We start from the raw sequence: 24,924 nt of genomic DNA on the forward strand, positions 1-24,924 counted from the left end.
GGGGGCGGTCATGGGTGTGGTCGATTCGGGCATGGCTGAAAGTGGTGGGCATTGTCCCACATCTGAGAGCCACACTAATCAAATGTGGGAGCGGGCTTGCTCGCGAAAGCGGACTTTCAGTCAATATCTATATCGAATGTTATGGCCTCTTCGCGAGCAAGCCCGCTCCCACAGGGGGATCTTCATTGGATATAAGAAGGTGACAGGCAAAAAAAGGGAGGCCACTTGGGCCTCCCTTCTTCATTGCGATTTGCCGTTACAGGCTGGCAATCCGCGCATGCTGCTCGGCCAGCTTGCCCAGGGCCTGTTCGGCCTCGGCCAGCTTGGCGCGTTCTTTCTCGATGACTTCGGCAGGCGCCTTGTCAACGAAACCGGCGTTGGACAGCTTGCCGCCGACACGTTGCACTTCACCTTGCAGACGCTGGATTTCCTTGTCCAGACGCGCCAGTTCCGCACCTTTGTCGATCAAGCCGGCCATCGGCACCAGTACTTCCATCTCGCCGACCAGTGCGGTGGCGGACAGCGGTGCTTCTTCGCCGGCAGCCAATACGGTGATCGATTCAAGGCGCGCCAGTTTCTTCAGCAGGGCTTCGTTCTCGGTCAGGCGACGCTGATCCTCGACGCTGACGTTCTTCAGGAACAATGGCAGCGGTTTGCCCGGGCCGATGTTCATTTCGCCACGAATGTTCCGGGTGCCGAGCATCAGGCCCTTGAGCCATTCGATGTCGTCTTCGGCCGCCGGATCGATGCGGGTTTCGTTGGCCACTGGCCAAGGTTGCAGCATGATCGTCTTGCCTTCGATACCGGCCAGCGGCGCGATGCGCTGCCAGATTTCTTCGGTGATGAACGGCATGAACGGATGCGCCAGGCGCAGGGCGACTTCCAATACACGAACCAGAGTGCGGCGGGTGCCGCGCTGGCGTTCGACCGGAGCGTTCTCGTCCCACAACACAGGCTTGGACAGTTCCAGGTACCAGTCGCAATACTGGTTCCAGATGAACTCGTACAAGGCTTGCGCAGCCAGGTCGAAACGGAACTGGTCGAGCTGGCGGGTCACTTCGGCTTCGGTGCGTTGCAGCTGCGAAATGATCCAGCGATCGGCCAGGGACAGTTCATAGGCTTCGCCGTTCTGGCCACAGTCTTCGCCCTTGTCCAGCACGTAGCGGGCGGCGTTCCAGATCTTGTTGCAGAAGTTGCGATAGCCTTCGACGCGGCCCATGTCGAACTTGATGTCACGACCGGTGGACGCCAGCGAGCAGAAGGTGAAGCGCAGGGCATCGGTGCCGTAGCTGGCGATGCCTTCGGCGAACTCGTCGCGGGTCTGCTTCTCGATCTTCTTCGCCAGTTTCGGCTGCATCATGCCGGAGGTACGTTTCTGCACCAGGGCTTCGAGTTCGATGCCGTCGATGATGTCCAGCGGGTCCAGGACGTTGCCCTTGGACTTGGACATTTTCTGGCCCAGGCCGTCACGCACCAGGCCGTGAACGTACACAGTCTTGAACGGAACCTGTGGCGTGCCGTCTTCGTTTTTCACCAAATGCATGGTGAGCATGATCATCCGGGCAACCCAGAAGAAAATGATGTCGAAGCCAGTCACCAGCACGTCGGTGGAGTGGAATTTCTTCAGGAACTCGGTTTTTTCCGGCCAGCCGAGGGTGGAGAACGTCCACAGGCCCGAGCTGAACCAGGTGTCGAGAACGTCATTGTCCTGTTGCAATGCAACGTCCGGGCCGAGGTTGTGCTTGGCGCGTACTTCGGCTTCGTCGCGACCGACGTAGACCTTGCCCGACTCGTCGTACCAGGCCGGAATCCGGTGGCCCCACCACAGCTGACGACTGATGCACCAGTCCTGTATGTCACGCATCCACGAGAAGTACATGTTTTCGTATTGTTTCGGCACAAACTGGATGCGACCGTCTTCAACGGCGGCAATCGCAGGTTCGGCCAAAGGCTTGGTGGATACGTACCACTGGTCGGTCAGCCATGGCTCGATGACGGTGCCGGAGCGATCGCCTTTCGGCACTTTCAGGGCGTGGTCGTCAACGCTGACCAGCAGGCCGGCAGCGTCGAACGCGGCCACGATCTGCTTGCGTGCTTCGAAGCGGTCGAGACCGGCGTATTCGGCCGGGATCTTGCCGTCGATGGATTCGTTCAGCGTGCCGTCGAGGTTGAACACCTGGCAGGCCGGCAGAACGGCGGCGTTCTTGTCGAAGATGTTCAGCAGCGGCAGGTTGTGACGCTTGCCGACTTCGTAGTCGTTGAAGTCGTGGGCCGGGGTGATTTTCACGCAGCCGGTGCCGAATTCAGGGTCGCAGTAATCGTCGGCGATGATCGGGATGCGGCGGCCAACCAGTGGCAGCTCGACAAATTTGCCGATCAGGGCTTTGTAGCGTTCATCGTTCGGGTTAACCGCGACGGCGGAGTCGCCGAGCATGGTTTCCGGGCGAGTGGTCGCGACGATCAGGAAATCGTTGCCTTCAGCGGTCTTGGCGCCGTCGGCCAGCGGGTATTTCAGGTTCCACAGGAAACCTTTCTCGTCGTGGTTCTCCACTTCGAGGTCGGAAATCGCCGTGTGCAGCTTGGTGTCCCAGTTGACCAGGCGCTTGCCGCGATAGATCAGGCCGTCTTCGTGCAGGCGTACGAAAGCTTCTTTAACGGCTTCCGAGAGGCCGTCGTCCATGGTGAAGCGCTCGCGGCTCCAATCTACGGACGAGCCGAGGCGGCGGATCTGACGGCTGATGTTGCCACCGGACTCATCCTTCCACTCCCAGACTTTCTCGAGGAATTTCTCGCGACCCAGATCGTGACGGTTCTGGCCTTTGGCTTCGAGCTGACGCTCCACCAGCATCTGCGTAGCGATACCGGCGTGGTCGGTACCCGGCTGCCACAGGGTGTTGCGACCCTGCATGCGGCGGAAGCGGATCAGGGCGTCCATGATCGCGTTGTTGAAGCCGTGACCCATGTGCAGGCTGCCGGTGACGTTCGGCGGCGGGATCATGATGGTGTAGGACTCGCCCGCGCCTTGCGGGGCGAAGTAATTCTCTGACTCCCAGGTGTTGTACCAGGAAGTTTCAATGGCGTGCGGCTGGTAGGTCTTATCCATGCGCGGCGGGACCCTATTGGCATTTATTCAGGAAAAGCCGGGAAGTATAGCGGGGATGAGCCGATGCGCGTAGAGCGAGGTGACAATGGGCGGGGGAAAAGTTGTGGTTTTTCAGGGGGTGTTTTGTCTGCAATGACGCCATCGCGGGCAAGCCACGCTCCCACAGTGTCGGTGTCGATCACAAAAAGGTAGTACGACACTAACCCTGTGGGAGCGTGGCTTGCCCGCGATGGCGGTCTATCAGTCGATGCGATTCAAATCGTTATGACGTGTTTCCTTCAGGCACAGCACCGCAATCAAACTCAGCACCGCCGCCCCGGACACATAGCCGCCGACGTAACTCAAACCACCCATCGCCACCAGTTTCTGGGCGAAGAATGGTGCAGCCGAGGCCCCGACAATCCCGCCCAGGTTGTAGGCGGCAGAGGCGCCGGTGTAGCGCACGTGGGTGGGGAACAGCTCCGGCAGCAGCGCACCCATCGGCGCAAATGTCACGCCCATCAGAAACAGCTCGATGCACAGGAACAGTGCCACGCCCCAGGTCGAGCCCTGGGTCAGCAGCGGCTCCATGAGGAAACCGGACAGGATCGCCAGCACGCCGCCGATGATCAGCACCGGTTTGCGCCCGTAACGGTCGCTGGCCCAGGCTGACAGCGGGGTGGCGGCCGCCATGAACAGCACGGCGAAGCACAGCAGGCCAAGGAAGGTTTCACGGCTGTAGCCGAGCGTTGCAACGCCATAACTCAGGGAAAACACGGTGGAGATGTAAAACAGCGCGTAGCACACCACCATCGCGCCGGCGCCCAGCAATACCGGCATCCAGTATTGGCCGAACAGCTCGAACAGCGGGATCTTCACTCGTTCCTGGCGCGCGATAGCGTTGGCAAACACCGGGGTCTCATGCAGCTTGAGGCGTACATACAGGCCAACCATCACCAGCGCGGCGCTAAGCAGGAACGGAATACGCCAGCCCCATGAGCGGAACTGTTCATCGTCCAGCACCACGGCCAGTGTCAGGAACAGGCCGTTGGCCGCGAGAAAACCGATGGATGGGCCGAGTTGCGGGAACATGCCGAACCACGCGCGCTTGCCTTTGGGCGCGTTCTCCGTGGCCAGCAGCGCTGCGCCACCCCATTCACCACCCAGCCCCAGTCCCTGGCCGAAGCGCAGGACGCACAACAGGATCGGTGCCCAGGCGCCAATGCTGTCGTAACCCGGGAGCACGCCGATCAGCGTGGTGCACACGCCCATCAGCAGCAGGGAGGCGACCAACGTCGATTTACGGCCGATACGGTCGCCGAAGTGGCCGAACAACGCCGAACCCAGCGGGCGGGCGAGGAAGGCGATACCGAACGTGAGAAACGCCGAAAGCATCTGGGCGGTGCCGGACGTCTGTGGAAAGAACACCGGGCCGATCACCAGCGCGGCGGCAGTGGCATAGACATAGAAATCGTAGAACTCGATGGCGGTACCAATGAAACTCGCGGTAGCCACGCGGGTGGCGGAGTTCGTCGGTTGCGCAGGTGCGGAGTCGTTGTAAGTCGTGCTGGTCGTCATGCAGTGATCCCTGACAGTTTTGTGCTCCAGTGGAGCGAATTATTATGGTCGAGAACCCAGGGATGTGGGTGAGGGCGCGGTCGCTGTTTCAGGTAGGAACAGGCGTCGGTTTTTTGCAGTTCTTGTCGATGGTCGGGCCGGAAGCTGCTAGGTGCGGGGTAAGCACGGGGCCGGCGAGGCTTGGGTAAGCGATTCGATTATAGGAAGGTGGCTAACGATCGAACAAGGGGTATGGCGAGGACATTGTGGCGAGGGGGCTTGCCCCCGTTGCGCTGCGAAGCAGTGCCAGAATAAGTCAGCCCCCAAGCCGGTGTGCCGGTTGATTTACGACTGCTTCGCAGCCGAACGGGGGCAAGCCCCCTCGCCACAGGGGATTGTGTCAGGCGTTAGATAGCGACAGGCATCGAACTGGTCTGCCAGATCAGCACCCGCGTGACACGGTTGTCTTCGGTCTCGAGAATTTCCAGGCGATACCGGCCAATCTTCAGGCACACCGCGCTTTCGGGAATGGTTTCCAGGGCCTCGGTGACCAAACCGTTCAGGGTTTTCGGGCCATCGCTGGGCAGGTGCCAGCCGAGGCTCTTGTTCAGTTCGCGGATGGATGCGGCACCGTCGATCACCAGGCGCCCGTCGGCTTGCGGATGAATGTGCGGGTTGTCCTGGCTGTGCTGGCTTTCGAACTCGCCGACGATTTCTTCGAGAATGTCTTCCAGGGTGACGATGCCCAGCACTTCGCCGTATTCATCGACCACCATGCCCAGGCGTCGCTGCTGCTTGTGGAAGTTGAGCAATTGCAGCTGCAGCGGAGTGCTTTCCGGCACGAAGTACGGCTCGTGACTGGCTGCCAGCAACGCTTCCCTGGTCAGGCTCGCATCGGGCAGCAAGTGCAGGATGTGCCGGGTGTTGAGGACGGCTTCGACCTGGTTGATATCACTGTGGAATACCGGCAGGCGCGTGCGCTTGTTGTGGCGCAATTGTTCGATGATTTCGTCGATGGGGTCATCGAGGTTGATGCCGTCCACGTCGCTGCGCGGCACCAGGATGTCATTGACCGTGATGTTGTCCAGCGCGTGGATGCCTGGCAGCGGGTGAGGGCGACTTACGGTTTCCGGCGTGTCCTGCCGCTCCGGCGGTGTTTCGTCCTCACTTCGTTGCACCACTTTGGCTTTACGGGCGAACGGTCGCGTCAGCAATTGACTGATGCTGTTGAGCAGCCATGCCGCGGGATAGATGAATTTCAGTGGTATGCGCAACAGATTGTTGCCCTGGGCCAGGATCGCATCCGGATAGCGGGTGGCCAGCGCCCGTGGCAAATAATCAGAAAACACCAGCAGAATCGCGCCCGCCCCAAGGCAAGCGACCCACGGGCCATTCTCGGCCCAGGTGAAAATGGCCAGCAAGGTGCTGATGACCACCGCGAGTGCACGGCAGAGGGTGTTGCAAAAAATCAGGCTGGCCAGGGGGAAGCTGAGTTTCGCCACCGGTTTGTCACTGGAGCGCGTCGCGGTGCGCTGGGCCAATAAATGTTGGTGCGCCGCTTCGATGGCGGTAAACAGCCCCGACCATAAAATCAACAGGGTCACTACCGCGAGCATCGGCCCTATGGGCAAGTCGTCCATTAATGCCGCCCGTCAGATATGCAGGATGTATTCACGAACCAGTTTGCTGCCGAAATACGCCAGCATCAGCAGGCAAAAGCCGGCCAGGGTCCAGCGAATGGCTTTGTGCCCGCGCCAGCCGAGGCGATTGCGCCCCCACAGCAGCACGCTGAAAACGAGCCAGGCCAGGCAGGCCAGCAGGGTTTTGTGCACCAGATGCTGGGCGAACAGGTTTTCGACGAACAGCCAGCCGGAAATCAGTGACAGCGACAACAGCGTCCAGCCGGCCCAGAGGAAACCGAACAGCAGGCTTTCCATGGTTTGCAGCGGCGGGAAGTTCTTGATCAGGCCGGAGGGGTGCTTGTGCTTGAGCTGGTGGTCTTGAACCAGTAGCAGCAAAGCCTGGAACACCGCGATGGTGAACATGCCGTAGGCCAGAATCGAGAGCAGGATGTGGGCGAGGATGCCCGGCTCCTCATCGATGACCTGCACCGTACCGGCCGGCGTGAAATGCGCCAGCAGCACAGTCAGGGCGCCAAGCGGGAACAGCAGGACCAGCAGGTTCTCCACCGGAATCCGCGAGCAGGCCAGCAGGGTCAATGCAATGACCGCCACGGCAATCAGGCTGGCGGCATTGAAGAAATCCAGGCCCAGGCCGATCGGGGTCAGCAGATGGCTGAGCAGGCTGGCGCTGTGGGTCACTACGGCGAGCACGCCAAGCATGACCAGCAGGCGTTTGTTGGCCTTGGCACCGGAAGCCAGGCGAGTGCCCTGATAAATGGTCGCAGCGGCATACAAGCAGGCGGCGGCGAGGGTAGTAAGCAAACTGGGTGACAAGGGGAGCATAAATCCTGTTAGGCAAGCCCGAAAGTCGCTGAGTTTGGCATAGAACCCCCGCCACACGAAAGACCGCGCAACCTGACGGCGAGGTGTCCGCCGGCCACAGTCTTCGCTATAATCCGCGACCTGCCCACGCCGCAGGCTCGCCGAGCACACGTTTAGTCCGGTCCGGGCCGCCATTATCCCGGTCTACACAGGGCCTGAAAGGATCGCGCAATGTTTGAAAACTTAACCGACCGTCTCTCGCAGACGCTGCGCCATGTCACCGGCAAGGCCAAGCTGACTGAAGACAACATCAAAGACACCCTGCGCGAAGTGCGCATGGCGTTGCTCGAAGCCGACGTCGCCCTGCCGGTGGTCAAGGATTTCGTCAACTCGGTCAAGGAACGTGCCGTCGGTACCGAGGTATCGCGCAGCCTGACGCCGGGCCAGGCCTTCGTGAAGATCGTCCAGGCCGAGCTCGAAAGCCTGATGGGCGCGGCCAACGAAGATTTGAACCTGAGCGCAGTGCCGCCAGCGGTCATCCTGATGGCCGGTTTGCAGGGCGCTGGTAAAACCACCACCGCCGGCAAGCTCGCGCGCTTCCTTAAAGAGCGCAAGAAGAAATCGGTCATGGTTGTGTCCGCCGACGTTTATCGTCCCGCGGCGATCAAGCAGCTGGAAATGCTCGCCGGTGAAGTCGGCGTTACCTTCTTCCCGTCCGACCTGAGCCAGAAGCCGGTCGAGATCGCGCAAGCGGCTATTAAGGAAGCGAAACTCAAATTCATCGACGTGGTCATCGTCGATACCGCCGGTCGCCTGCACATCGATGAAGAGATGATGGGCGAGATCAAGGCGCTGCATGCCGCGATCAACCCGGTCGAAACCCTGTTCGTGGTCGACGCCATGACCGGCCAGGACGCCGCCAACACGGCCAAGGCCTTCGGCGATGCATTGCCGCTGACCGGTGTGATCCTGACCAAGGTCGACGGCGACGCCCGTGGCGGTGCCGCCCTGTCGGTGCGTGCCATCACCGGCAAGCCGATCAAGTTCATCGGTATGGGCGAGAAGAGCGAAGCGCTCGATCCGTTCCACCCTGAGCGTATCGCCTCGCGCATCCTCGGCATGGGCGACGTACTCAGCCTGATCGAGCAGGCGGAAGCGACCCTCGACAAGGACAAGGCCGACAAGCTGGCCAAGAAGCTGAAGAAGGGCAAGGGCTTCGACCTCGAAGACTTCCGTGATCAGCTGCAACAAATGAAGAACATGGGCGGCCTCGGCGGACTCATGGACAAGCTGCCGAACATGGGTGGCGTGAATCTGGCGCAGATGGGCAACGCCCAGGGTGCGGCAGAAAAGCAATTCAAGCAGATGGAAGCCATCATCAACTCCATGACCCCGGCCGAGCGCCGCGACCCCGAGATGATCAGCGGTTCGCGCAAACGTCGGATTGCCATGGGTTCCGGCACCCAGGTGCAGGACATCGGTCGCTTGATCAAGCAGCACAAGCAGATGCAGAAGATGATGAAGAAGTTCTCCGCGAAAGGCGGGATGGCCAAGATGATGCGCGGCATGGGTGGAATGCTACCCGGCGGCGGCATGCCAAAGATGTAAAGAATTCGCGCCGGTCGTCGCACCGGCGCTAACCCACACGGACGTGGGATACACAGCAAACCCGCACTTGGCGGGAGCTGATCGGCCGTTTTCAACGACGGCTCTATAGCAAATCTGCAAGGCGGCCGATAGACCGCCGGAAAAAGTCATTTGCAAAAGTCCGGATATTCCTTAGAATATGCGGCCTTTCGGGCACCCATGCCCGCTGTGCCTTTAGATTTGCAGCACCGACTACAGGAACGATGTTCACATGCTAACAATCCGTCTTGCCCTTGGCGGCTCCAAAAAGCGCCCGTTTTACCACTTGACCGTAACCGACAGCCGCAACCCGCGCGACGGTTCGCACAAGGAACAGGTTGGCTACTTCAACCCTGTTGCTCGTGGTCAGGAAGTTCGTCTGTCCGTGAACCAAGAGCGCGTAGCCTACTGGCTGAGCGTTGGTGCACAACCTTCTGAGCGCGTTGCTCAGTTGTTGAAGGAATCTGCTAAGGCTGCGGCCTGAGCAATATGAACGCGACGCCAGCCATTGCTGATGATTTGATCGTTATCGGCAAGATTTACTCAGTTCACGGCGTTCGCGGCGAAGTGAAGGTGTACTCCTTTACTGATCCGATTAAGAACCTGCTGGAATACAAAACCTGGACGCTCAAGCGTGAAGGCAATGTTAAGCAGGTAGAGCTGGTCAGCGGGCGCGGGAACGACAAGTTCCTGGTCGCAAAGCTCAAGGGTCTCGATGATCGCGAAGAAGCTCGTCTTCTGGCCGGTTATGAGATCTGCGTGCCGCGTAACCTGTTTCCTGAACTGACCGACGGCGAGTACTACTGGTACCAGCTGGAAGGTCTCAAGGTCATCGACACCCTCGGACAACTGTTCGGGAAAATCGATCACCTGCTGGAGACTGGCTCGAATGATGTAATGGTGGTCAAGCCTTGCGCTGGCAGCCTGGATGATCGCGAACGCCTGTTGCCCTATACCGAGCAATGCGTGTTGGCCGTCGACCTGGCCGCGGGCGAGATGAAGGTGGATTGGGACGCGGATTTCTAAGCGTGGCTAACTTGCGCGTAGAAGTGATCAGTCTGTTTCCCGAGATGTTCTCCGCCATCAGCGAGTACGGCATCACCAGTCGTGCGGTGAAACAGGGGCTCTTGCAGCTCACCTGTTGGAATCCGCGAGACTACACGACGGATCGACATCACACTGTGGACGATCGCCCGTTTGGCGGTGGTCCGGGCATGGTGATGAAGATCAAGCCCCTGGAAGATGCTCTGGTTCAGGCCAAGGCAGCAGCCGGGGAGGCGGCGAAGGTAATTTACCTGTCGCCCCAAGGCCGTCAACTGACTCAGTCGGCGGTACGCGAGTTGGCGAATCTGGATGCATTGATCCTGATTGCCGGCCGCTATGAAGGCATTGACGAGCGTTTTATTGATGCTCATGTCGATGAAGAGTGGTCGATTGGCGACTATGTACTGTCTGGCGGCGAGCTGCCGGCGATGGTCCTGATCGATGCGGTTACACGACTGCTGCCTGGAGCTTTAGGGCATGCGGACTCCGCCGAGGAAGATTCCTTTACGGATGGTTTGCTGGATTGCCCGCACTACACCCGACCGGAGGTGTATGCGGATCAGCGTGTTCCCGACGTATTGCTAAGTGGCAATCACGCGCACATCCGGCGTTGGCGTTTACAGCAGTCCCTTGGTCGGACCTTTGAACGACGCGCCGATCTTCTGGAAAGCCGCTCGCTTTCTGGAGAAGAGAAGAAGCTGCTCGAGGAATACATCCGCGAGCGGGACGATAGTTAACAACGTATCGATGGTAGATCAGACGATTTACCTTAGGAGCACAGCATGACTAACAAAATCATCCTTGCACTCGAAGCAGAGCAGATGACCAAAGAGATCCCTACCTTTGCCCCGGGCGACACCATTGTCGTTCAGGTGAAAGTGAAGGAAGGCGACCGTTCGCGTCTGCAAGCGTTCGAAGGTGTTGTTATCGCCAAGCGTAACCGCGGCGTAAACAGTGCATTCACCGTTCGTAAGATCTCCAACGGTGTTGGCGTAGAGCGTACTTTCCAGACCTACTCCCCGCAAATCGACAGCATGGCTGTCAAGCGTCGCGGTGACGTACGTAAAGCCAAGCTGTACTACCTGCGTGACCTGTCGGGTAAAGCAGCTCGCATCAAGGAAAAACTGGCTTAAGTCCAGCTTCCGATGCAGAAAAAAGCAGCCTACGGGCTGCTTTTTTGTTGCCTGCGATTTGATGATGGCCAGGGTCTGCGCGAAACCCTGTAGGAGCGAGCCTGCTCGCGAAGGACGTCAACGATAACGCGCCCTTTCTGGATGACCGCGTTATCCATACGTTTTTCGCGAGCGGGCTCGCTCCCACAGTGGATCTTCAGTGGGCGCAATATTTGTGAGCACTAAAGGTCATTGTGGAAGCGAGCTTGCTCGCGATGGGGTTTAGCCGGCCCCAACAGTCTCCGGCTGAATCAGCGCCAACAGGGTCCACCCCGCCGAAGGCTTCAACGTGCTCTCCGGCGTCACCACATGCACCCAGCCGCTGTCGTCGCGCACGAACAGCAAAGTCGCCCGCTCACCATGCAGCGCGCGGTAATCGTCCCAGCCGAAGCCATCCGTCAATGTCGTGCTGTATAGCTCCGAGCCCTGGCTCAACTGGCTGGCGAGCTTGGCGTAGGTCAGCGCTTCGCTGCCCAATTGATTGCCGCGATGTTCAAGGCTGGTGCGGTGTTTGTCGGTGCGGCGGCTTTCCTGGCCGCTGGCCAGGCCGAACATGCGCTGATGGCCCAGTTCATGACGAAAGCGCATCAGCGCCAGGGTGTTCATCTCGCCAGAAGGCGACAGCGCCAGCAAGTGCCCAAGGCCTACCAGGTCCAGATGCGCATCGGCATGTTGTGACGCCGGATTGCCAAAATAAGTCGGCAAGCCTTCCATCCGCGCTGCGCGAATGTTTTCCCAGCTCGAATCCGTCAGCAGTACGCGACTGCCTAGTTGTTGCAGTGCCTTGCCCAGGGTGCGCGCAGGTCCGTTGGCACCGATGATCAGGAAACCACTCGGTGCCGGTTCCGCCACCTTCAGCAAGCGAGCCAGCGGTCGTGCCGTCGCGCTTTGCAACACCACCGTGCCGATGATCACCGCAAAGGTGAGCGGCACCAGCAGCAATGCCCCCTGATGGCCGGCCTCATGCAGGCGAATGGCGAAGATTGCCGACACCGCCGCTGCCACGATACCCCTTGGCGCAATCCACGCCAGCAGCGCTCGCTCACGCCAACCCAGGCTGGAGCCTGCCGTGCTTAGCAGCACATTCAAAGGACGGGCGATGAACTGAATGACCAGCAGCAAAATCAGCACCAGTGGCCCGAGGCCGATCATGGCATTCAAGTCCAGCCGTGCCGCCAGCAGAATGAACAGGCCGGAGATCAGCAGCACGCTGAGGTTCTCCTTGAAGTGCAGGATGTGCCGCACGTCGACGCCTTTCATGTTGGCCAGCCACATGCCCATCAAGGTCACGGCCAGCAACCCGGATTCGTTGGTGACTTCGTTGGAGCCAATGAAAATACCCAGGACTGCCGCGAGCGCTGCCAGGTTGTGCAGGTATTCCGGCAACCACTGGCGGCGAATCAGTGTACCGAGCAACCAGCCGCCAGAAACACCGAACAGGCTGCCGCACAGAATCACGCCACCGAAGGTCAGCAGGCTTTCCTCGAGGCCGTTACCTTTGGAGCTGGCGATAATGAAGCTATAGACGACCACCGCCAGCAGGGCACCGATGGGGTCGATGGCAATGCCTTCCCAGCGCAGGATGTTGGCAATCGACGCTTTCGGGCGCACGACGCGCAGCATCGGCACGATCACGGTCGGCCCGGTCACCAGGGTCAGGCTGCCGAACAGGATGGCCAGCATCCAGTCGAAATCCAGCAGCCAGTGAGTGGCGACAGCAATGACCACCCAGGTGGAGAGGGCGCCTATGGTGACCAGGCGATGGACGACGCTGCCGATTTCGCGCCATTCGGACAGATGCAGGGTCAGGCTGCCTTCGAACAGGATCAGCGCCACTGCCAGTGATACCAGCGGCATCAACAGTGGTCCGAACATCTCCTGCGGGTCGAGCAAGTGCAGCACGGGGCCGGCCAGGATGCCGGTCAACAGCAGAAAAAGAATCGCCGGCAATTTCAACCGCCAGGCCAGCCATTGGCAAAGCAGCGCCGCCGCGCCTATCCCGCCAAATGCCAATAAAATCTGCTGCTCGCTCATTGCTGCTCCCTGTTCCTTGAAATGGCGGCCTATGAAAGACTAGCGGCCGTTTCCATGTCCAATTTTAATTTCGTGCGCGGCCTCCAGGCTGCATGATTCGAGTACCCATGCCTGCCATCGATAACCCGCTGATAGACCAATTCCTCGATGCCCTGTGGCTGGAGAAAGGCCTTTCCGATAACACCCGCGATGCCTATCGCAGTGACCTGGCGCTGTTCAACGGCTGGCTGCAGGACAAGGGGCTGGAACTGGTCAATGCCGGTCGCGAGTTGATACTCGACCACCTGGCCTGGCGCCTGGAGCAGAACTACAAGCCACGCTCCACGGCGCGATTTCTCTCGGGTGTGCGTGGCTTCTATCGCTATCTGTTGCGGGAAAAGGTGATCTCGGTCGATCCGACATTGCGCGTTGATATGCCGCAACTCGGCAGGCCACTGCCAAAGTCCTTGTCCGAGGCGGATGTGGAAGCCTTGCTGAAGGCGCCCGACTTGAGCGAAGCCATCGGTCAGCGTGACCGGGCCATGCTTGAAGTGCTGTATGCCTGTGGCCTGCGGGTGACCGAGTTGATCAGCCTCACCCTGGAACAAGTCAATTTGCGTCAGGGCGTGTTGCGCGTGATGGGTAAAGGCAGCAAGGAGCGGCTGGTGCCGATGGGCGAGGAGGCAATTGTCTGGGTCGAACGCTACATGCGTGATGCCCGCGGCGAACTGCTTGGCGGGCGTCCCAGCGATGTGCTGTTCCCGAGCCAGCGTGGCGAGCAGATGACCCGCCAGACTTTCTGGCACCGCATCAAGCATCAGGCCAAGGTCGCCGGGATCGGCAAGTCGCTGTCGCCGCACACCCTGCGCCATGCCTTTGCCACGCATCTGCTCAACCACGGCGCAGACTTGCGGGTGGTGCAGATGCTGCTGGGGCACAGCGACTTGTCGACGACCCAGATCTACACTCACGTTGCCCGGGCACGCTTGCAGGATCTGCATGCCAAGCACCATCCCAGAGGCTAACGCAGCCCTTGCAATGGAATACAGACCTGTGGCGAGGGGGCTTGCCCCCGTTGGGGTGCGAAGCAGCCCTAAAACCCTTTACCCAGTTCATTCAGGCACCCTGCATACATCGGAATCACGGCTGCTGCGCAGCCGAACGGGGGCAAGCCCCCTCGCCACAGGGGCCTTATGTGATAGGCTTGGCCGGTTTGCACGATGGGCGGTTATGACCCGGTGTTTCGGCACGGGCGTTCTGATCGTCCCATATGTTCGCCTTCAGGAGTTCTCATGCGTCTGACCCAGATTTTCGCCGCCGCAGCCATTGCGTTGGTCAGCACCTTTGCCGTCGCCGATGACGCGGCCGACAAAGCCATTCGTAAAAGCCTGGAAAACCTCCAGCTCGAAGTGCCGGTAGAAAGCATCACCGCCAGCCCGTTGCCTGGCCTGTACGAAGTCAAACTCCAAGGCAGCCGTGTGCTGTACGCCAGTGCCGACGGCCAGTACGTGGTTCAGGGCTACCTGTTCGATCTCAAGGACGGCAAGCCGGTCAACCTGACCGAGAAGACCGAACGCCTGGGCATCTCCAAGCTGATCAATGATATTCCGGTTGCGGAAACCGTGGTGTACCCGGCTATTGGCGAAACCAAGTCGCACATCACCGTATTCACCGACACCACCTGCCCGTACTGCCATAAGCTGCACGCCGAAGTGCCCGAGTTGAACAAGCGCGGCATCGAAGTGCGTTATGTCGCGTTCCCGCGTCAGGGCCTGGGCTCGCCGGGCGACGAACAGTTGCAGGCAGTGTGGTGCTCGAAAGACAAGAAAGCGGCCATGGACAAAATGGTCGACGGCAAGGAAATCAAGGCCGCCAAGTGCGATAACCCGGTTTCCAAACAGTTCGCACTCGGCCAGTCGATTGGCGTGAACGGTACACCGGCCATCGTTTTGGCCGACGGTCAGGTCATTCCGGGCTACCAGCCTGCGCCACAAGTCGCCAAACTGGCGCTGGGCGCGAAGTAAATTCGCATCGTCACGGTCAGCCATTGACGATCATGGTCCGGTAGCGACATTCGCCGGGCCATCAATAGAGAACCGCGAGTCTGCGGTTGTTTTCACGGCCGGCCTCGAGTCGGCCGTTTTATGGGGAGTTCACAGTGAAACCGGTCAAAGTAGGCATCTGTGGGTTAGGAACCGTCGGTGGCGGTACCTTCAACGTACTTCAGCGCAACGCCGAGGAAATTGCTCGTCGTGCCGGGCGTGGGATCGAAGTGGCACAAATTGCCATGCGCACGCCAAAGCCTCAGTTCCAAACGACCGGTATTGCGATTACCAACGATGTCTTCGAAGTGGCCACGAACCCTGAGATCGACATCGTTATAGAGCTGATGGGCGGCTACACCGTTGCCCGCGAGCTGGTACTCAAGGCCATCGAGAATGGCAAGCATGTGGTCACCGCGAACAAGGCACTTATCGCCGTTCACGGTAATGAAATTTTCGCCAAGGCTCGCGAGAAGGGCGTGATCGTTGCGTTCGAAGCGGCGGTAGCCGGTGGCATTCCGGTGATCAAGGCGATCCGCGAAGGCCTGTCCGCCAACCGCATCAACTGGGTGGCCGGCATCATCAACGGCACCGGCAACTTCATCCTGACGGAAATGCGCGAGAAAGGTCGTACCTTCGAAGACGTATTGGCCGAAGCCCAGGCCCTGGGTTACGCCGAAGCCGATCCGACCTTCGACGTCGAAGGTATCGACGCCGCCCACAAGCTGACGATCCTGGCGTCCATCGCGTTCGGCATCCCGCTGCAATTCGACAAGGCTTACACCGAAGGCATCACCAAGCTGACCACCGCCGACGTGAACTACGCCGAAGCGCTGGGCTACCGCATCAAGCACCTGGGCGTGGCGCGTAGCACCGCGGCCGGTATCGAACTGCGCGTGCACCCGACGCTGATCCCGGCCGATCGCCTGATCGCCAATGTCAACGGCGTGATGAACGCGGTAATGGTCAATGGCGATGCTGCCGGTTCGACCCTGTTCTACGGTGCCGGTGCCGGCATGGAGCCGACCGCTTCGTCGGTGATCGCCGACCTGGTGGACGTGGTCCGCGCCATGACTTCCGACCCGGAAAACCGTGTACCGCACTTGGCGTTCCAGCCGGATTCGCTGTCGGCTCACCCAATCCTGCCGATCGAAGCCTGCGAAAGCGCCTACTACCTGCGTATTCAGGCCAAGGACCATCCGGGCGTATTGGCTCAGGTCGCGAGCATCCTCTCGGAGAGAGGCATCAACATCGAGTCGATCATGCAGAAGGAAGCCGAGGAGCACGACGGCCTGGTGCCGATGATCCTGCTGACCCACCGCGTGCTGGAACAGCACATCAACGACGCCATCGCTGCTCTGGAAGCTTTGGCGGGCGTGGTTGGTCCGGTCGTACGTATCCGTGTCGAGCACCTGAACTAAATAAAAACAGCGGCGAGCTGTAAGCCCCTGGCGACAAGTTGAAAGCAGTCCAGCTTTAACTTGTCGCTTATGGCTTGAAGCTCAAAGCTCAAACCGAAGGTTTGCCCCTATGCGCTACATCAGTACCCGCGGCCAGGCACCGGCCCTGAATTTCGAAGACGTCCTGCTGGCAGGTCTTGCCACCGACGGCGGTCTGTACGTCCCGGAAAACCTGCCACGTTTCACCCAGGAAGAAATCGCTTCCTGGGCCGGCCTGCCGTATCACGAACTGGCTTTCCGCGTCATGCGCCCGTTCGTCACCGGCAGCATTCCAGACGCTGATTTCAAGAAAATCCTCGAAGAAACCTACGGTGTGTTCGCCCACAGCGCCGTGGCACCGCTGCGTCAGTTGAACGGCAATGAATGGGTGCTGGAGCTGTTCCACGGTCCGACCCTGGCGTTCAAGGACTTCGCCCTGCAACTGCTCGGTCGCCTGCTCGACTACGTGCTGGAAAAGCGCGGCGAGCGTGTTGTCATCGTCGGCGCTACTTCCGGTGATACCGGTTCGGCCGCCATCGAGGGCTGCAAGCACTGCGAAAACGTCGACATCTTCATCCTGCACCCGCACAACCGGGTGTCCGAAGTGCAGCGTCGGCAGATGACCACCATTTTCGGTGAGAACATCCACAACATTGCCATCGAAGGCAACTTCGATGACTGCCAGGAAATGGTCAAGGCGAGCTTCGCCGACCAAGGTTTCCTCAAGGGCACTCGCCTGGTGGCTGTGAACTCGATCAACTGGGCGCGGATCATGGCCCAGATCGTCTACTACTTCCACGCAGCCCTGCAGTTGGGCGGCCCGGCGCGTTCGGTGGCGTTCTCGGTACCGACCGGCAACTTCGGCGACATTTTCGCCGGTTACCTGGCGCGCAACATGGGCCTGCCGATCAATCAGTTGATCGTCGCCACCAACCGCAACGACATCCTGCACCGCTTCATGAGCGGCAACCAGTACGTCAAGGAAACCCTGCACGCCACTCTGTCGCCGTCCATGGACATCATGGTGTCATCGAACTTCGAACGCTTGCTGTTCGACCTGCATGGTCGCAACGGCGCGGCAATCGCCGGGTTGATGGATTCGTTCAAGCAGGGCGGCGGTTTCAGCGTCGAGCAAGAGCGCTGGACCGAAGCCCGCAAGTTGTTCGACTCGCTGGCCGTGGATGACGCGCAAACCTGCGAAACCATCGCCGAAGTCTACGAGCAGACTGGCGAAGTGTTGGACCCGCACACTGCTATCGGCGTGAAAGCCGCGCGGGAATGCCGCCGTAGCCTGGACATTCCAATGGTGATCCTGGGGACTGCCCACCCGGTCAAATTCCCGGACGCCGTGGAAAAAGCCGGTGTAGGAAAAGCGCTCGAACTGCCTGTACATCTTTCTGATTTGTTTGAGCGAGACGAACGTTGCACCGTGTTGCCAAATGACTTGAAGGCCGTGCAGGCCTTTGTCAGCCAGCATGGCAACCGTGGCAAGCCGCTGTAACCGGTCAGCGCTGTAACATTTTGAAGCCCGTCTCCTGACGGGCTTTTTCATTTCTGCATGCACACTTGTCATGTTATCGCCGCGAAAGGACAGGCGTATGGATCACCAAGGACATGGGAATGCTGTTTACAAGTGTGTTCAAGTCAGTCACGCGCTGGCTGTTTTTGCTCGGCATCCTGGGTGTTGCCCAATGGGGAGCGGCAAGCCCGGCAACGATCCAGGAGCGTGGGAAGTCTGTCGCACGTTCAGTGGTCGTGCTGGATGACCAGGAGTTGCAGTGGATAGCCAACCATCCACGGGTCGTGGTCACGGCACTGGAATACCCGTTGTACCAGTTCAAGGATGAGTATGGTCAATGGACGGGTCTGAACAATGACCTGCTCAAACGCATCAGTGACATGACGGGGTTGCAGTTCGTTTACCAAGAGTCTTTTTCCACCGATCAGATGCTGGCCCATCTGGAAAGCGGCGCTGCGGATTTGAGTACGACCCTGGCGATGAATGACGAACGCAAGGCGTTTCTCGATTTCAGCCATGCGTTCGGCGGTGCAGGATGGGTCTTTGTCGGGCAGCCCGGAACACCACCGGTGCAGTCGCTGGAGGATCTGGCGAAGCGGGTGGTGGTGCTGCCGACCCGGCATGCACTGGAAGCGATGATCCGTCGCAATTATCCGTCCATCGAGTTGCGTTCGGTTAAAACCCACGCCGAAGCCCGCGCCTGGGTGGAAAGCGGCGAAGCCTACGCCACTATCGAAAGTGAAATCCGCGCCCAGCTTATTCCGTCGGACCGGCTACAGATCGGCGCCGTGGTGCCGGGCAAATGGGATGGGGATTATCTGGCGGTGCGCAAAGGCCAGCCGCAGTTGCTGAGTATCCTCAACAAGGCGCTTGAGGCGTTTACTGAACAGGAACTGCGCGATCTTCGCCGTAAGTGGTTCGGCGGCGCTATCACGCTACAGGCACCTGGCTTCTGGCAGCGATTTGACACGTGGATTTGCTGGGGCATGTTTGTGCTCAGCCTGTTCTGTCTGTTGTCCCTGCTCTGGAATCGGCGGTTGGCGGTGGTGGTCAGGCAGCGGCTCGATGCCCAAAGGAGCCTGCACGATCAGCTCGCATTCCAGCATGCCCTGATGGATGCCATGCCTGACCCGATGTTTGTCCGGGACCTGCACGGGCGTTTGATCATGTGCAACAAAAGTTATGAGGACGCCCTGGCGACACGTTTTGACCGGATGCAGGGGCGGCAGCTGATCGAAGTCGATGTCATGCCCAGACAAACCGCGGAACTGCTGCATGGCGAATTTCTGGCGCAGTTGAAAACGCGCCGGTCGCGCTTCTTCGAGCGTCAATTGTTGTTCAAGGAAGGCGTCAGGGATATCTACCAGTGGACGGTGCCGTTCTACACGGCGGATGGCCAGCTACGAGGATTGTTGGGGGGCTGGGCCGACATCGCCCGGCGTACCCGACAGACGTGATGGTTGCGTTTTTTCTCTGTCATGTTCGCCGTGCATGCTCTCTTGACTGGGCTGCAGGTTCGCCTGCGGTCAGTATCCAGAACTTTCTTCTCGGGCCAGCGGTCATTTGTTGTAGGCATGCCCCAGGCACGTTGTTTTCAGACTATTGAGTGGTGATCGGGATGGAAAGTATCAGTCTGTTGCTCGGTGAAGCGCTGAGCCCGTATCAGGTTACGTTGACCCCGTCAGGCATTCGTGGCGAATGCCGGGTGACCCTGAAGAATGCTATCGGTGCGACGGTGGTCGAGCGCGAGTTCAATCAGGCCCAGTTGAATGACAAGCGCCTGCTGACGGATGTGGTCGACGGTTTGCACCGCGACGTGCTGATCGCCGAAGGACGCCTTGAGCCTTGTGTCATCGCGGCATTGCGTAATGCGGCACAGGACAAGCTTCTGTCCAGCCGCAATTGAACGGTTTTTTGTGGGAACCTTCCCGCGCCCAGGTCGGTCAGACTTTGTAACAGCAGGATCAAGCATTGTGCTCCGGTGCTTGTAGCTTGCTGCTACTGGTCTCTAAGCAGGCCACGTTTAACTCCGAGTCGTCTCCCCACTTCTCGGGGTTTCTTTTTGCCCGGGATTTTTCATGGCTGCGCCAGATTGTCGAAAAACGCCTTGGTGTCTTTCAGGTAATCGCTGCGACTTTCGGGGTCCAGCCAGGCGGCGTAGGCCTCATCAAGGCGTTCGCGGGGAAGGGTGCGCAGCACCTGGTTGATTTCGACAATGGCCTGGCGGCCCTTTGGCGTGTCGGTGCAACCGATGTAACCGGACAGGTATTTGCCCGTGCCACGGATTGGATAGAACTGCAGTTCATCCTCGGCGATGCCTTGCAATGAGGCCTGGTAGCGAATTTCCGGGCGATAGCCCAACAGCAGGCGCAAGCGTCCCAGGCGCTGCATTTGCAGCAGGCTGCCCAAGGCGTCGTTGCCGTAATGAGGCGTCAGTGCATCGACTGGCGCTTGTTTGAGCAGCCCATCGAGGTATTCGCCGTAATTGCGCTCGGCAATAACGCCCAGTTTTTCGCGGCCGCTGGCGAGCAGCGCTGCCAGGTCCACTTCGCCATCCTTGATGAAGGGAGCCAGCACTTTCTGGTCAGCGCGCCGCACGGCCAGGCCATTGCTCATGGCGCGAAAGACCGGAATGGAAAAGGCGATCCATTGTTCCCGTTCCTTGCTCCAGTTCAGCGCAGCGTCGCAGACGAGAGACGGTTCGTGGAGCATTTGCAGTCCACGTGCGCGATTGACCCTCATCACGCTGTGCTGGTACTGCGGCATGCCGGCTATCAAGAGTGGAAGTAGTTGATCGATGACGCCCTGGCCTTTTTTCGGCCCGTCGAAGATCGTCAGCGGCGGCAGGTCGCGCTTGAGCCAGATCAGGTTTTCCTTGGGTTGCGCCAGGGCTGACGGGATCGGTTCGAGGAGCAAGAGTAAAATCGCCAGCATGCACGGCAGCCACCCGTCGCGCGACGGGTAGCGTCGAGGTGGGCGCCTCAGATCAGATGGCTCCGTCTTTGCGCAACTGTGCGATCCGCGACGCGTCATAGCCAAGTTCCTGGAGTACCTGTGCGTTGTGCTCACCCAGTTGAGGCCCGACCCATTCACATTCACCGGGTGTCTCTGAGAGTTTCGGCACAATGCCTGGCATCTTGAAGTCTTTGCCGTCCGGCAGCTTGGCTTGCAGGAACATTTCCCGCGCCAGGTACTGGGGGTCATTGAACATGTCTTCGGCGCTGAAGATCCGGCTGGCCGGCACGTCGGCCTGATTGAGTTGCGCCAGTACGGTGTCCAGCGGCAACGAGTTGACCCAGCGATCGATGACGCCATAAATCTCGTCGCGTCGGGCATCGCGGCCATCGTTGCTGGCAAGCTGCGGGTCGTTCGCCAGGTCTTCCCGGCCAATGATTAGCATGAAGCGTTTGAAAATCGCATCGCCATTGGCGCCGATCTGCACGTGTTTGCCGTCGGCACTGGTATGGATCGAGGACGGGGTGATGCCCGGCATGATGTTGCCCGTGCGTTCGCGGATGAAGCCGAACACGTCGAACTCGGGGACCATGCTTTCCATCATGGCGAAGATGGCTTCATACAGCGCCACGTCCACCACTTGCCCCTGGCCGCCGTTGACCTCGCGATGACGCAGGGCCATCAACGCGCCGATCACGCCCCAGAGCGCGGCAATCGAGTCGCCGATGGAAATGCCAGTGCGCACCGGTGGCCGATCCTCGAAACCGGTGATGTAGCGCAGGCCCCCCATGGATTCGCCAACCGCTCCAAAGCCGGGCTGATCTTTCATCGGGCCGGTCTGGCCGAATCCCGACAGCCGCACCATGACCAGTTTCGGGTTCAAGGCGTGCAGGACGTCCCAGCCCAGGCCGAGTTTTTCCAGGACACCGGGACGAAAGTTCTCGATCAGAATGTCTGCTTCGCTCAGCAGTTGTTTCAGAATCGCCTGGCCTTCGGGGTGCTTGAGATTGAGGGTCAGGGATTTTTTGTTGCGCGCCTGGACGAACCACCACAACGAAGTGCCTTCATACAGTTTGCGCCACTTACGCAACGGATCGCCGCCGTCCGGGGACTCGACCTTGATCACGTCGGCGCCGAACTCGGCGCAAATGCGTGAAGCAAACGGGCCGGCAATCAAGGTACCCAATTCGATGACTTTCAGACCGGAAAGCGGTTTGGCGGTGAACGGCATGCGGGATCCTGTAGGACAAGGGTTGAGCGAATACAGCGTTTTAACATAGCCGACTGTCAGGCGCTTGAGGTTGATCACCTTCAATTCGTGGATTGCCCGTCGCATCGGTTAGACTTGCCGCCTTTCCTCGTATCAAGAAGCCCGTTCATGGCCCAGCCGTCCACGACCTACAAGTTTGAACTGAACCTCACCGACCTCGACCGCAGTGTCTATGAGAGCGTGAAGCAGACCATCGCCCGTCACCCTTCGGAAACCGAAGAGCGCATGACCGTGCGCCTGCTGGCCTACGCCCTCTGGTACAACGAGCAGCTGTCGTTTGGCCGTGGTCTGTCGGAAGTGGATGAACCGGCCTTGTGGGAAAAAAGCCTGGATGACCGCGTCCTTCACTGGATCGAAGTCGGCCAGCCCGATGCCGAGCGCCTGACCTGGTGTTCGCGTCGCACCGAGCGCACCAGCCTTTTGGCCTACGGCAGCCTGCGCGTGTGGGAAGGCAAGGTGGTGCCGGCGGTGAAAAACCTGAAGAACGTCAACATCGCTGCCGTGCCTCAGGAAGTCCTGGAAACCCTGGCCAAAGACATGCCCCGCGTCATCAAGTGGGACGTGATGATCAGCGAAGGGACGATCTTCGTTACCGACGACCGTGGTCAGCACGAAGTCCAGTTGCAGTGGCTTGCGGGTGAGCGTGGCTGATTTTTCGTCACTGCACTGCGTCACCCGGTTTTATCCTACGTATTGAAGAGAAGCTCCTGTCACCCCATGCGCATCGAACCTCGCCTGCTGCCCGACACCCTGCCATTCCTCGGTGATATTCCACCGCTGTTGACCCGCTTGTACGCAGCGCGGGGCGTGCAATCGGAGGCGGAACTGGACAAGAGCCTGGCGCGGTTGATTCCGTTCCAGCAACTCAAGGGCATCGATGCCGCCGTGGATCTGCTGGTGACGGCGCTCGAACAGCGCCAGCGCATTCTGATCGTCGGCGACTTCGATGCCGACGGCGCGACGGCCAGTACCGTGGGCACGCTGGGCCTGCGTTTGCTGGGGGCGGCGCATGTCGATTACCTGGTGCCGAACCGTTTCGATTACGGCTACGGCCTGACACCGGAGATCGTCGCGGTGGCGCTGGAGCGTCAGCCGCATTTGCTGATCACCGTCGACAATGGCATCTCCAGCGTCGAAGGCGTGGCAGCGGCGAAAAAGGCCGGGCTCAAGGTGCTGGTAACCGATCACCACTTGCCCGGTGACGAACTGCCCTTGGCTGATGCCATCGTCAACCCGAACCAGCCGGGTTGCGAATTTCCGAGCAAGGCGCTGGCCGGTGTCGGGGTGATTTTTTATGTGCTGATGGCCCTGCGTGCGCGGTTGCGCGAGCTCGGCTGGTACACCAGCAAGCCGCAGCCGAATATCGGCGAACTGCTCGATCTGGTGGCCCTGGGCAGCGTGGCCGACGTGGTGCCGCTGGATGCCAACAACCGGATCCTGGTGCATCAGGGCCTCGAGCGGATTCGCGCCGGACGTGCCCGGCCGGGGATCAAGGCGATCCTCGAAGTGGCCAAGCGTGACCATGCGCGCATCACTTCCACCGACCTGGGGTTCATTGTCGGCCCGCGACTGAACGCGGCAGGACGCCTGGATGATATGAGCCTGGGCATCGAATGCCTGCTGACCGAAGACGCAGGCCTGGCTCGTGAAATGGCTGCTCAATTGGACGGCATGAACCAGGATCGCAAGTCCATCGAGCAGGGCATGCAGCGTGAAGCGCTGGCGCAGCTCAAGGATTTGCCAGTGGAGTCGATGCCGTTCGGCTTGTGCCTGTTCGATCCCGAGTGGCACCAGGGTGTCATTGGTATCCTCGCGTCGCGGATGAAAGAGCGCTACTTCCGCCCGACCATCGCCTTTGCCGATGCAGGAGATGGCCTGCTCAAGGGCTCGGGGCGTTCGGTCCAGGGTTTTCACATCCGCGATGCCCTGAGCGTGGTGGCGGCGCAGCATCCGAATCTGATCACCAAGTACGGCGGCCACGCGATGGCGGCCGGCCTGACGCTGCCGGAGGCGAATTTTCCCTTGTTCGCCGAAGCCTTTGACGCTGAAGTGCGCCGGCAGCTGCGCGAAGAAGACCTGACGGGCCGCCTGTTGTCGGACGGCACCCTGGCTGTGGAAGAATTCCACCTGGAACTGGCCCGCGCCCTGCGGCATGCCGGCCCTTGGGGGCAGCATTTCCCGGAGCCGTTGTTTCATGGGGTGTTCCAGTTGGTCGAACAGCGGGTCGTGGGCGAACGGCACCTTAAAGTCGTGCTGAAAAGTGAATGTGGTTCGGTGAAGCTCGACGGCATCGCCTTCGGGATCGACCGCGACATCTGGCCGAATCCGACCATCAAGTGGGTGGAACTGGCCTACAAACTCGACCTCAACGAGTTTCGTGGCAACGAGACTGTGCAACTGATGATTGCCCACATCGAACCGCGATAAGTCGGATCACTGCCTTGCTTTTGTGGCGAGGGGGCTTGTCGGATCGCCGCACCGCCCCGTTGGGCTGCGAAGCGGCCCCAAATCTGCTATCGAATTCGGCAAGATAAACCGTGCCGAATCAATTTGCGGCTGCTGCGCAGCCGAACGGGGGCAAGCCCCCTCGCCACAGAACCTCGATTTACCTGCTATTGAGGTGTTTCAATTCTTGAACCCTCCCTGATCCCCCGATGTCGACTAGGCTCTAAGCACTGCTTGATTTTGGCCTTGTGACGTCTTGTCGAATTTTTTGCCCGCGGGGGCGGGTGCTGTACCTTTTTCCTGTCACTCGTCGACT

Annotated in this window: 20 protein-coding genes; 13 read left to right on the forward strand and 7 right to left on the reverse strand. The window is 59.8% G+C overall.

Going from position 1 to position 24,924, the window contains the following annotated elements:
• Nucleotides 1-256 precede the first annotated feature (256 nt).
• The 4 genes from KGA88_RS13510 to KGA88_RS13525 all read right to left on the reverse strand — a co-directional run bounded on the left by KGA88_RS13510 (nucleotide 257) and on the right by KGA88_RS13525 (nucleotide 7,104).
• On the reverse strand, nucleotides 257-3,103 hold the full coding sequence (locus tag KGA88_RS13510) for a valine--tRNA ligase (RefSeq protein WP_223591633.1): 2,847 nt from the start codon (nucleotides 3,101-3,103) through the stop codon (nucleotides 257-259).
• Nucleotides 3,104-3,343: 240 nt separating this feature from the next.
• Complete coding sequence (locus tag KGA88_RS13515) at nucleotides 3,344-4,660, reverse strand: MFS transporter (protein WP_110663013.1); 1,317 nt, start codon at nucleotides 4,658-4,660, stop codon at nucleotides 3,344-3,346.
• A gap of 386 nt (nucleotides 4,661-5,046) precedes the next feature.
• Nucleotides 5,047-6,279 (reverse strand): transporter associated domain-containing protein, encoded by a 1,233-nt coding sequence (locus KGA88_RS13520; RefSeq protein WP_110661247.1) that lies wholly within the window; start codon nucleotides 6,277-6,279, stop codon nucleotides 5,047-5,049.
• Between the two features lie 12 nt (nucleotides 6,280-6,291).
• Nucleotides 6,292-7,104, reverse strand: coding sequence for an inner membrane protein YpjD (locus tag KGA88_RS13525; RefSeq protein WP_110661248.1), 813 nt, complete (start codon nucleotides 7,102-7,104; stop codon nucleotides 6,292-6,294).
• 210 nt (nucleotides 7,105-7,314) lie between these two features.
• Here KGA88_RS13525 and ffh point away from each other — a divergent pair, with 210 nt between their 5' ends.
• The 5 genes from ffh (at nucleotide 7,315) to rplS (ending at nucleotide 10,886) form a co-directional block, all read left to right on the forward strand.
• Nucleotides 7,315-8,691, forward strand: coding sequence for a signal recognition particle protein (gene ffh / locus KGA88_RS13530; protein WP_056726162.1), 1,377 nt, complete (start codon nucleotides 7,315-7,317; stop codon nucleotides 8,689-8,691).
• Between the two features lie 250 nt (nucleotides 8,692-8,941).
• Complete coding sequence (rpsP, locus tag KGA88_RS13535; RefSeq protein ID WP_007972721.1) at nucleotides 8,942-9,193, forward strand: 30S ribosomal protein S16; 252 nt, start codon at nucleotides 8,942-8,944, stop codon at nucleotides 9,191-9,193.
• A 5-nt stretch (nucleotides 9,194-9,198) separates the two neighbouring features.
• The gene (gene rimM, locus KGA88_RS13540; protein ID WP_110661249.1) at nucleotides 9,199-9,735 is read left to right on the forward strand and encodes a ribosome maturation factor RimM; all 537 of its coding nucleotides are present in this window, start codon (nucleotides 9,199-9,201) and stop codon (nucleotides 9,733-9,735) included.
• Nucleotides 9,736-9,737: 2 nt separating this feature from the next.
• On the forward strand, nucleotides 9,738-10,490 hold the full coding sequence (trmD, locus tag KGA88_RS13545) for a tRNA (guanosine(37)-N1)-methyltransferase TrmD (RefSeq protein WP_007897583.1): 753 nt from the start codon (nucleotides 9,738-9,740) through the stop codon (nucleotides 10,488-10,490).
• Between the two features lie 45 nt (nucleotides 10,491-10,535).
• On the forward strand, nucleotides 10,536-10,886 hold the full coding sequence (gene rplS, locus KGA88_RS13550; protein WP_003175895.1) for a 50S ribosomal protein L19: 351 nt from the start codon (nucleotides 10,536-10,538) through the stop codon (nucleotides 10,884-10,886).
• Nucleotides 10,887-11,147: 261 nt separating this feature from the next.
• Here the strand turns inward: rplS and KGA88_RS13555 are convergent, their stop codons facing one another.
• A complete protein-coding gene (locus KGA88_RS13555; protein ID WP_223591642.1) occupies nucleotides 11,148-12,959 on the reverse strand; it encodes a cation:proton antiporter in 1,812 nt (603 codons plus the stop codon).
• A 107-nt stretch (nucleotides 12,960-13,066) separates the two neighbouring features.
• Between KGA88_RS13555 and xerD the strand changes: the two genes are divergently transcribed.
• The 6 genes from xerD to KGA88_RS13585 all read left to right on the forward strand — a co-directional run bounded on the left by xerD (nucleotide 13,067) and on the right by KGA88_RS13585 (nucleotide 19,844).
• Nucleotides 13,067-13,963 carry a site-specific tyrosine recombinase XerD gene (gene xerD, locus KGA88_RS13560; RefSeq protein ID WP_223591644.1) on the forward strand — a complete coding sequence of 299 codons (897 nt, stop codon included), beginning with the start codon at nucleotides 13,067-13,069 and terminating at the stop codon, nucleotides 13,961-13,963.
• A gap of 267 nt (nucleotides 13,964-14,230) precedes the next feature.
• Nucleotides 14,231-14,962: a bifunctional protein-disulfide isomerase/oxidoreductase DsbC gene (gene dsbC, locus KGA88_RS13565; protein WP_110661271.1), complete on the forward strand. Its 732-nt coding sequence runs from the start codon at nucleotides 14,231-14,233 to the stop codon at nucleotides 14,960-14,962.
• 134 nt (nucleotides 14,963-15,096) lie between these two features.
• A complete protein-coding gene (locus KGA88_RS13570) occupies nucleotides 15,097-16,401 on the forward strand; it encodes a homoserine dehydrogenase (RefSeq protein ID WP_007998527.1) in 1,305 nt (434 codons plus the stop codon).
• A 109-nt stretch (nucleotides 16,402-16,510) separates the two neighbouring features.
• Nucleotides 16,511-17,920, forward strand: coding sequence for a threonine synthase (gene thrC, locus KGA88_RS13575; protein WP_007971289.1), 1,410 nt, complete (start codon nucleotides 16,511-16,513; stop codon nucleotides 17,918-17,920).
• A 119-nt stretch (nucleotides 17,921-18,039) separates the two neighbouring features.
• Nucleotides 18,040-19,395 (forward strand): transporter substrate-binding domain-containing protein, encoded by a 1,356-nt coding sequence (locus KGA88_RS13580; protein ID WP_223591654.1) that lies wholly within the window; start codon nucleotides 18,040-18,042, stop codon nucleotides 19,393-19,395.
• A 161-nt stretch (nucleotides 19,396-19,556) separates the two neighbouring features.
• The gene (locus KGA88_RS13585; protein ID WP_223591656.1) at nucleotides 19,557-19,844 is read left to right on the forward strand and encodes a DUF3509 domain-containing protein; all 288 of its coding nucleotides are present in this window, start codon (nucleotides 19,557-19,559) and stop codon (nucleotides 19,842-19,844) included.
• 170 nt (nucleotides 19,845-20,014) lie between these two features.
• On the opposite strand, the gene KGA88_RS13590 is transcribed toward KGA88_RS13585, so the two are convergent.
• Both KGA88_RS13590 and KGA88_RS13595 read right to left on the reverse strand, forming a co-directional pair.
• Nucleotides 20,015-20,971, reverse strand: a complete 957-nt coding sequence (locus KGA88_RS13590) for a TIGR02285 family protein (protein ID WP_223591666.1) — start codon at nucleotides 20,969-20,971, stop codon at nucleotides 20,015-20,017.
• On the reverse strand, nucleotides 20,925-22,124 hold the full coding sequence (locus KGA88_RS13595) for a CaiB/BaiF CoA transferase family protein (RefSeq protein WP_110659834.1): 1,200 nt from the start codon (nucleotides 22,122-22,124) through the stop codon (nucleotides 20,925-20,927). The genes KGA88_RS13590 and KGA88_RS13595 overlap by 47 nt, the downstream gene beginning before the upstream one ends.
• Before the next feature lie 147 nt (nucleotides 22,125-22,271).
• On the opposite strand from KGA88_RS13595, the gene KGA88_RS13600 reads away from it, so the two are divergent.
• Nucleotides 22,272-22,814 (forward strand): YaeQ family protein, encoded by a 543-nt coding sequence (locus tag KGA88_RS13600; protein WP_007971297.1) that lies wholly within the window; start codon nucleotides 22,272-22,274, stop codon nucleotides 22,812-22,814.
• 66 nt (nucleotides 22,815-22,880) lie between these two features.
• Entirely contained in the window at nucleotides 22,881-24,590 is a 1,710-nt protein-coding gene (gene recJ, locus KGA88_RS13605) for a single-stranded-DNA-specific exonuclease RecJ (RefSeq protein WP_160387033.1), read from the forward strand.
• The last annotated feature ends 334 nt before the right edge of the window (nucleotides 24,591-24,924 follow it).

This window comes from Pseudomonas sp. A-R-19, from assembly GCF_019956575.1.
GTDB lineage: Bacteria > Pseudomonadota > Gammaproteobacteria > Pseudomonadales > Pseudomonadaceae > Aquipseudomonas.

What these genes read in the sequence shown, in the direction of transcription:
- KGA88_RS13510 (WP_223591633.1), bottom strand. Translation starts at nt 3,103, where the DNA reads ATGGATAAGACCTACCAGCCGCACGCCATTGAAACTTCCTGGTACAAC.
- KGA88_RS13515 (WP_110663013.1), bottom strand. Translation starts at nt 4,660, where the DNA reads ATGACGACCAGCACGACTTACAACGACTCCGCACCTGCGCAACCGACG.
- KGA88_RS13520 (WP_110661247.1), bottom strand. Translation starts at nt 6,279, where the DNA reads ATGGACGACTTGCCCATAGGGCCGATGCTCGCGGTAGTGACCCTGTTG.
- KGA88_RS13525 (WP_110661248.1), bottom strand. Translation starts at nt 7,104, where the DNA reads ATGCTCCCCTTGTCACCCAGTTTGCTTACTACCCTCGCCGCCGCCTGC.
- ffh (WP_056726162.1), top strand. Translation starts at nt 7,315, where the DNA reads ATGTTTGAAAACTTAACCGACCGTCTCTCGCAGACGCTGCGCCATGTC.
- rpsP (WP_007972721.1), top strand. Translation starts at nt 8,942, where the DNA reads ATGCTAACAATCCGTCTTGCCCTTGGCGGCTCCAAAAAGCGCCCGTTT.
- rimM (WP_110661249.1), top strand. Translation starts at nt 9,199, where the DNA reads ATGAACGCGACGCCAGCCATTGCTGATGATTTGATCGTTATCGGCAAG.
- rplS (WP_003175895.1), top strand. Translation starts at nt 10,536, where the DNA reads ATGACTAACAAAATCATCCTTGCACTCGAAGCAGAGCAGATGACCAAA.
- KGA88_RS13555 (WP_223591642.1), bottom strand. Translation starts at nt 12,959, where the DNA reads ATGAGCGAGCAGCAGATTTTATTGGCATTTGGCGGGATAGGCGCGGCG.
- xerD (WP_223591644.1), top strand. Translation starts at nt 13,067, where the DNA reads ATGCCTGCCATCGATAACCCGCTGATAGACCAATTCCTCGATGCCCTG.
- dsbC (WP_110661271.1), top strand. Translation starts at nt 14,231, where the DNA reads ATGCGTCTGACCCAGATTTTCGCCGCCGCAGCCATTGCGTTGGTCAGC.
- thrC (WP_007971289.1), top strand. Translation starts at nt 16,511, where the DNA reads ATGCGCTACATCAGTACCCGCGGCCAGGCACCGGCCCTGAATTTCGAA.
- KGA88_RS13580 (WP_223591654.1), top strand. Translation starts at nt 18,040, where the DNA reads ATGCTGTTTACAAGTGTGTTCAAGTCAGTCACGCGCTGGCTGTTTTTG.
- KGA88_RS13585 (WP_223591656.1), top strand. Translation starts at nt 19,557, where the DNA reads ATGGAAAGTATCAGTCTGTTGCTCGGTGAAGCGCTGAGCCCGTATCAG.
- KGA88_RS13590 (WP_223591666.1), bottom strand. Translation starts at nt 20,971, where the DNA reads ATGACGCGTCGCGGATCGCACAGTTGCGCAAAGACGGAGCCATCTGAT.
- KGA88_RS13595 (WP_110659834.1), bottom strand. Translation starts at nt 22,124, where the DNA reads ATGCCGTTCACCGCCAAACCGCTTTCCGGTCTGAAAGTCATCGAATTG.
- KGA88_RS13600 (WP_007971297.1), top strand. Translation starts at nt 22,272, where the DNA reads ATGGCCCAGCCGTCCACGACCTACAAGTTTGAACTGAACCTCACCGAC.
- recJ (WP_160387033.1), top strand. Translation starts at nt 22,881, where the DNA reads ATGCGCATCGAACCTCGCCTGCTGCCCGACACCCTGCCATTCCTCGGT.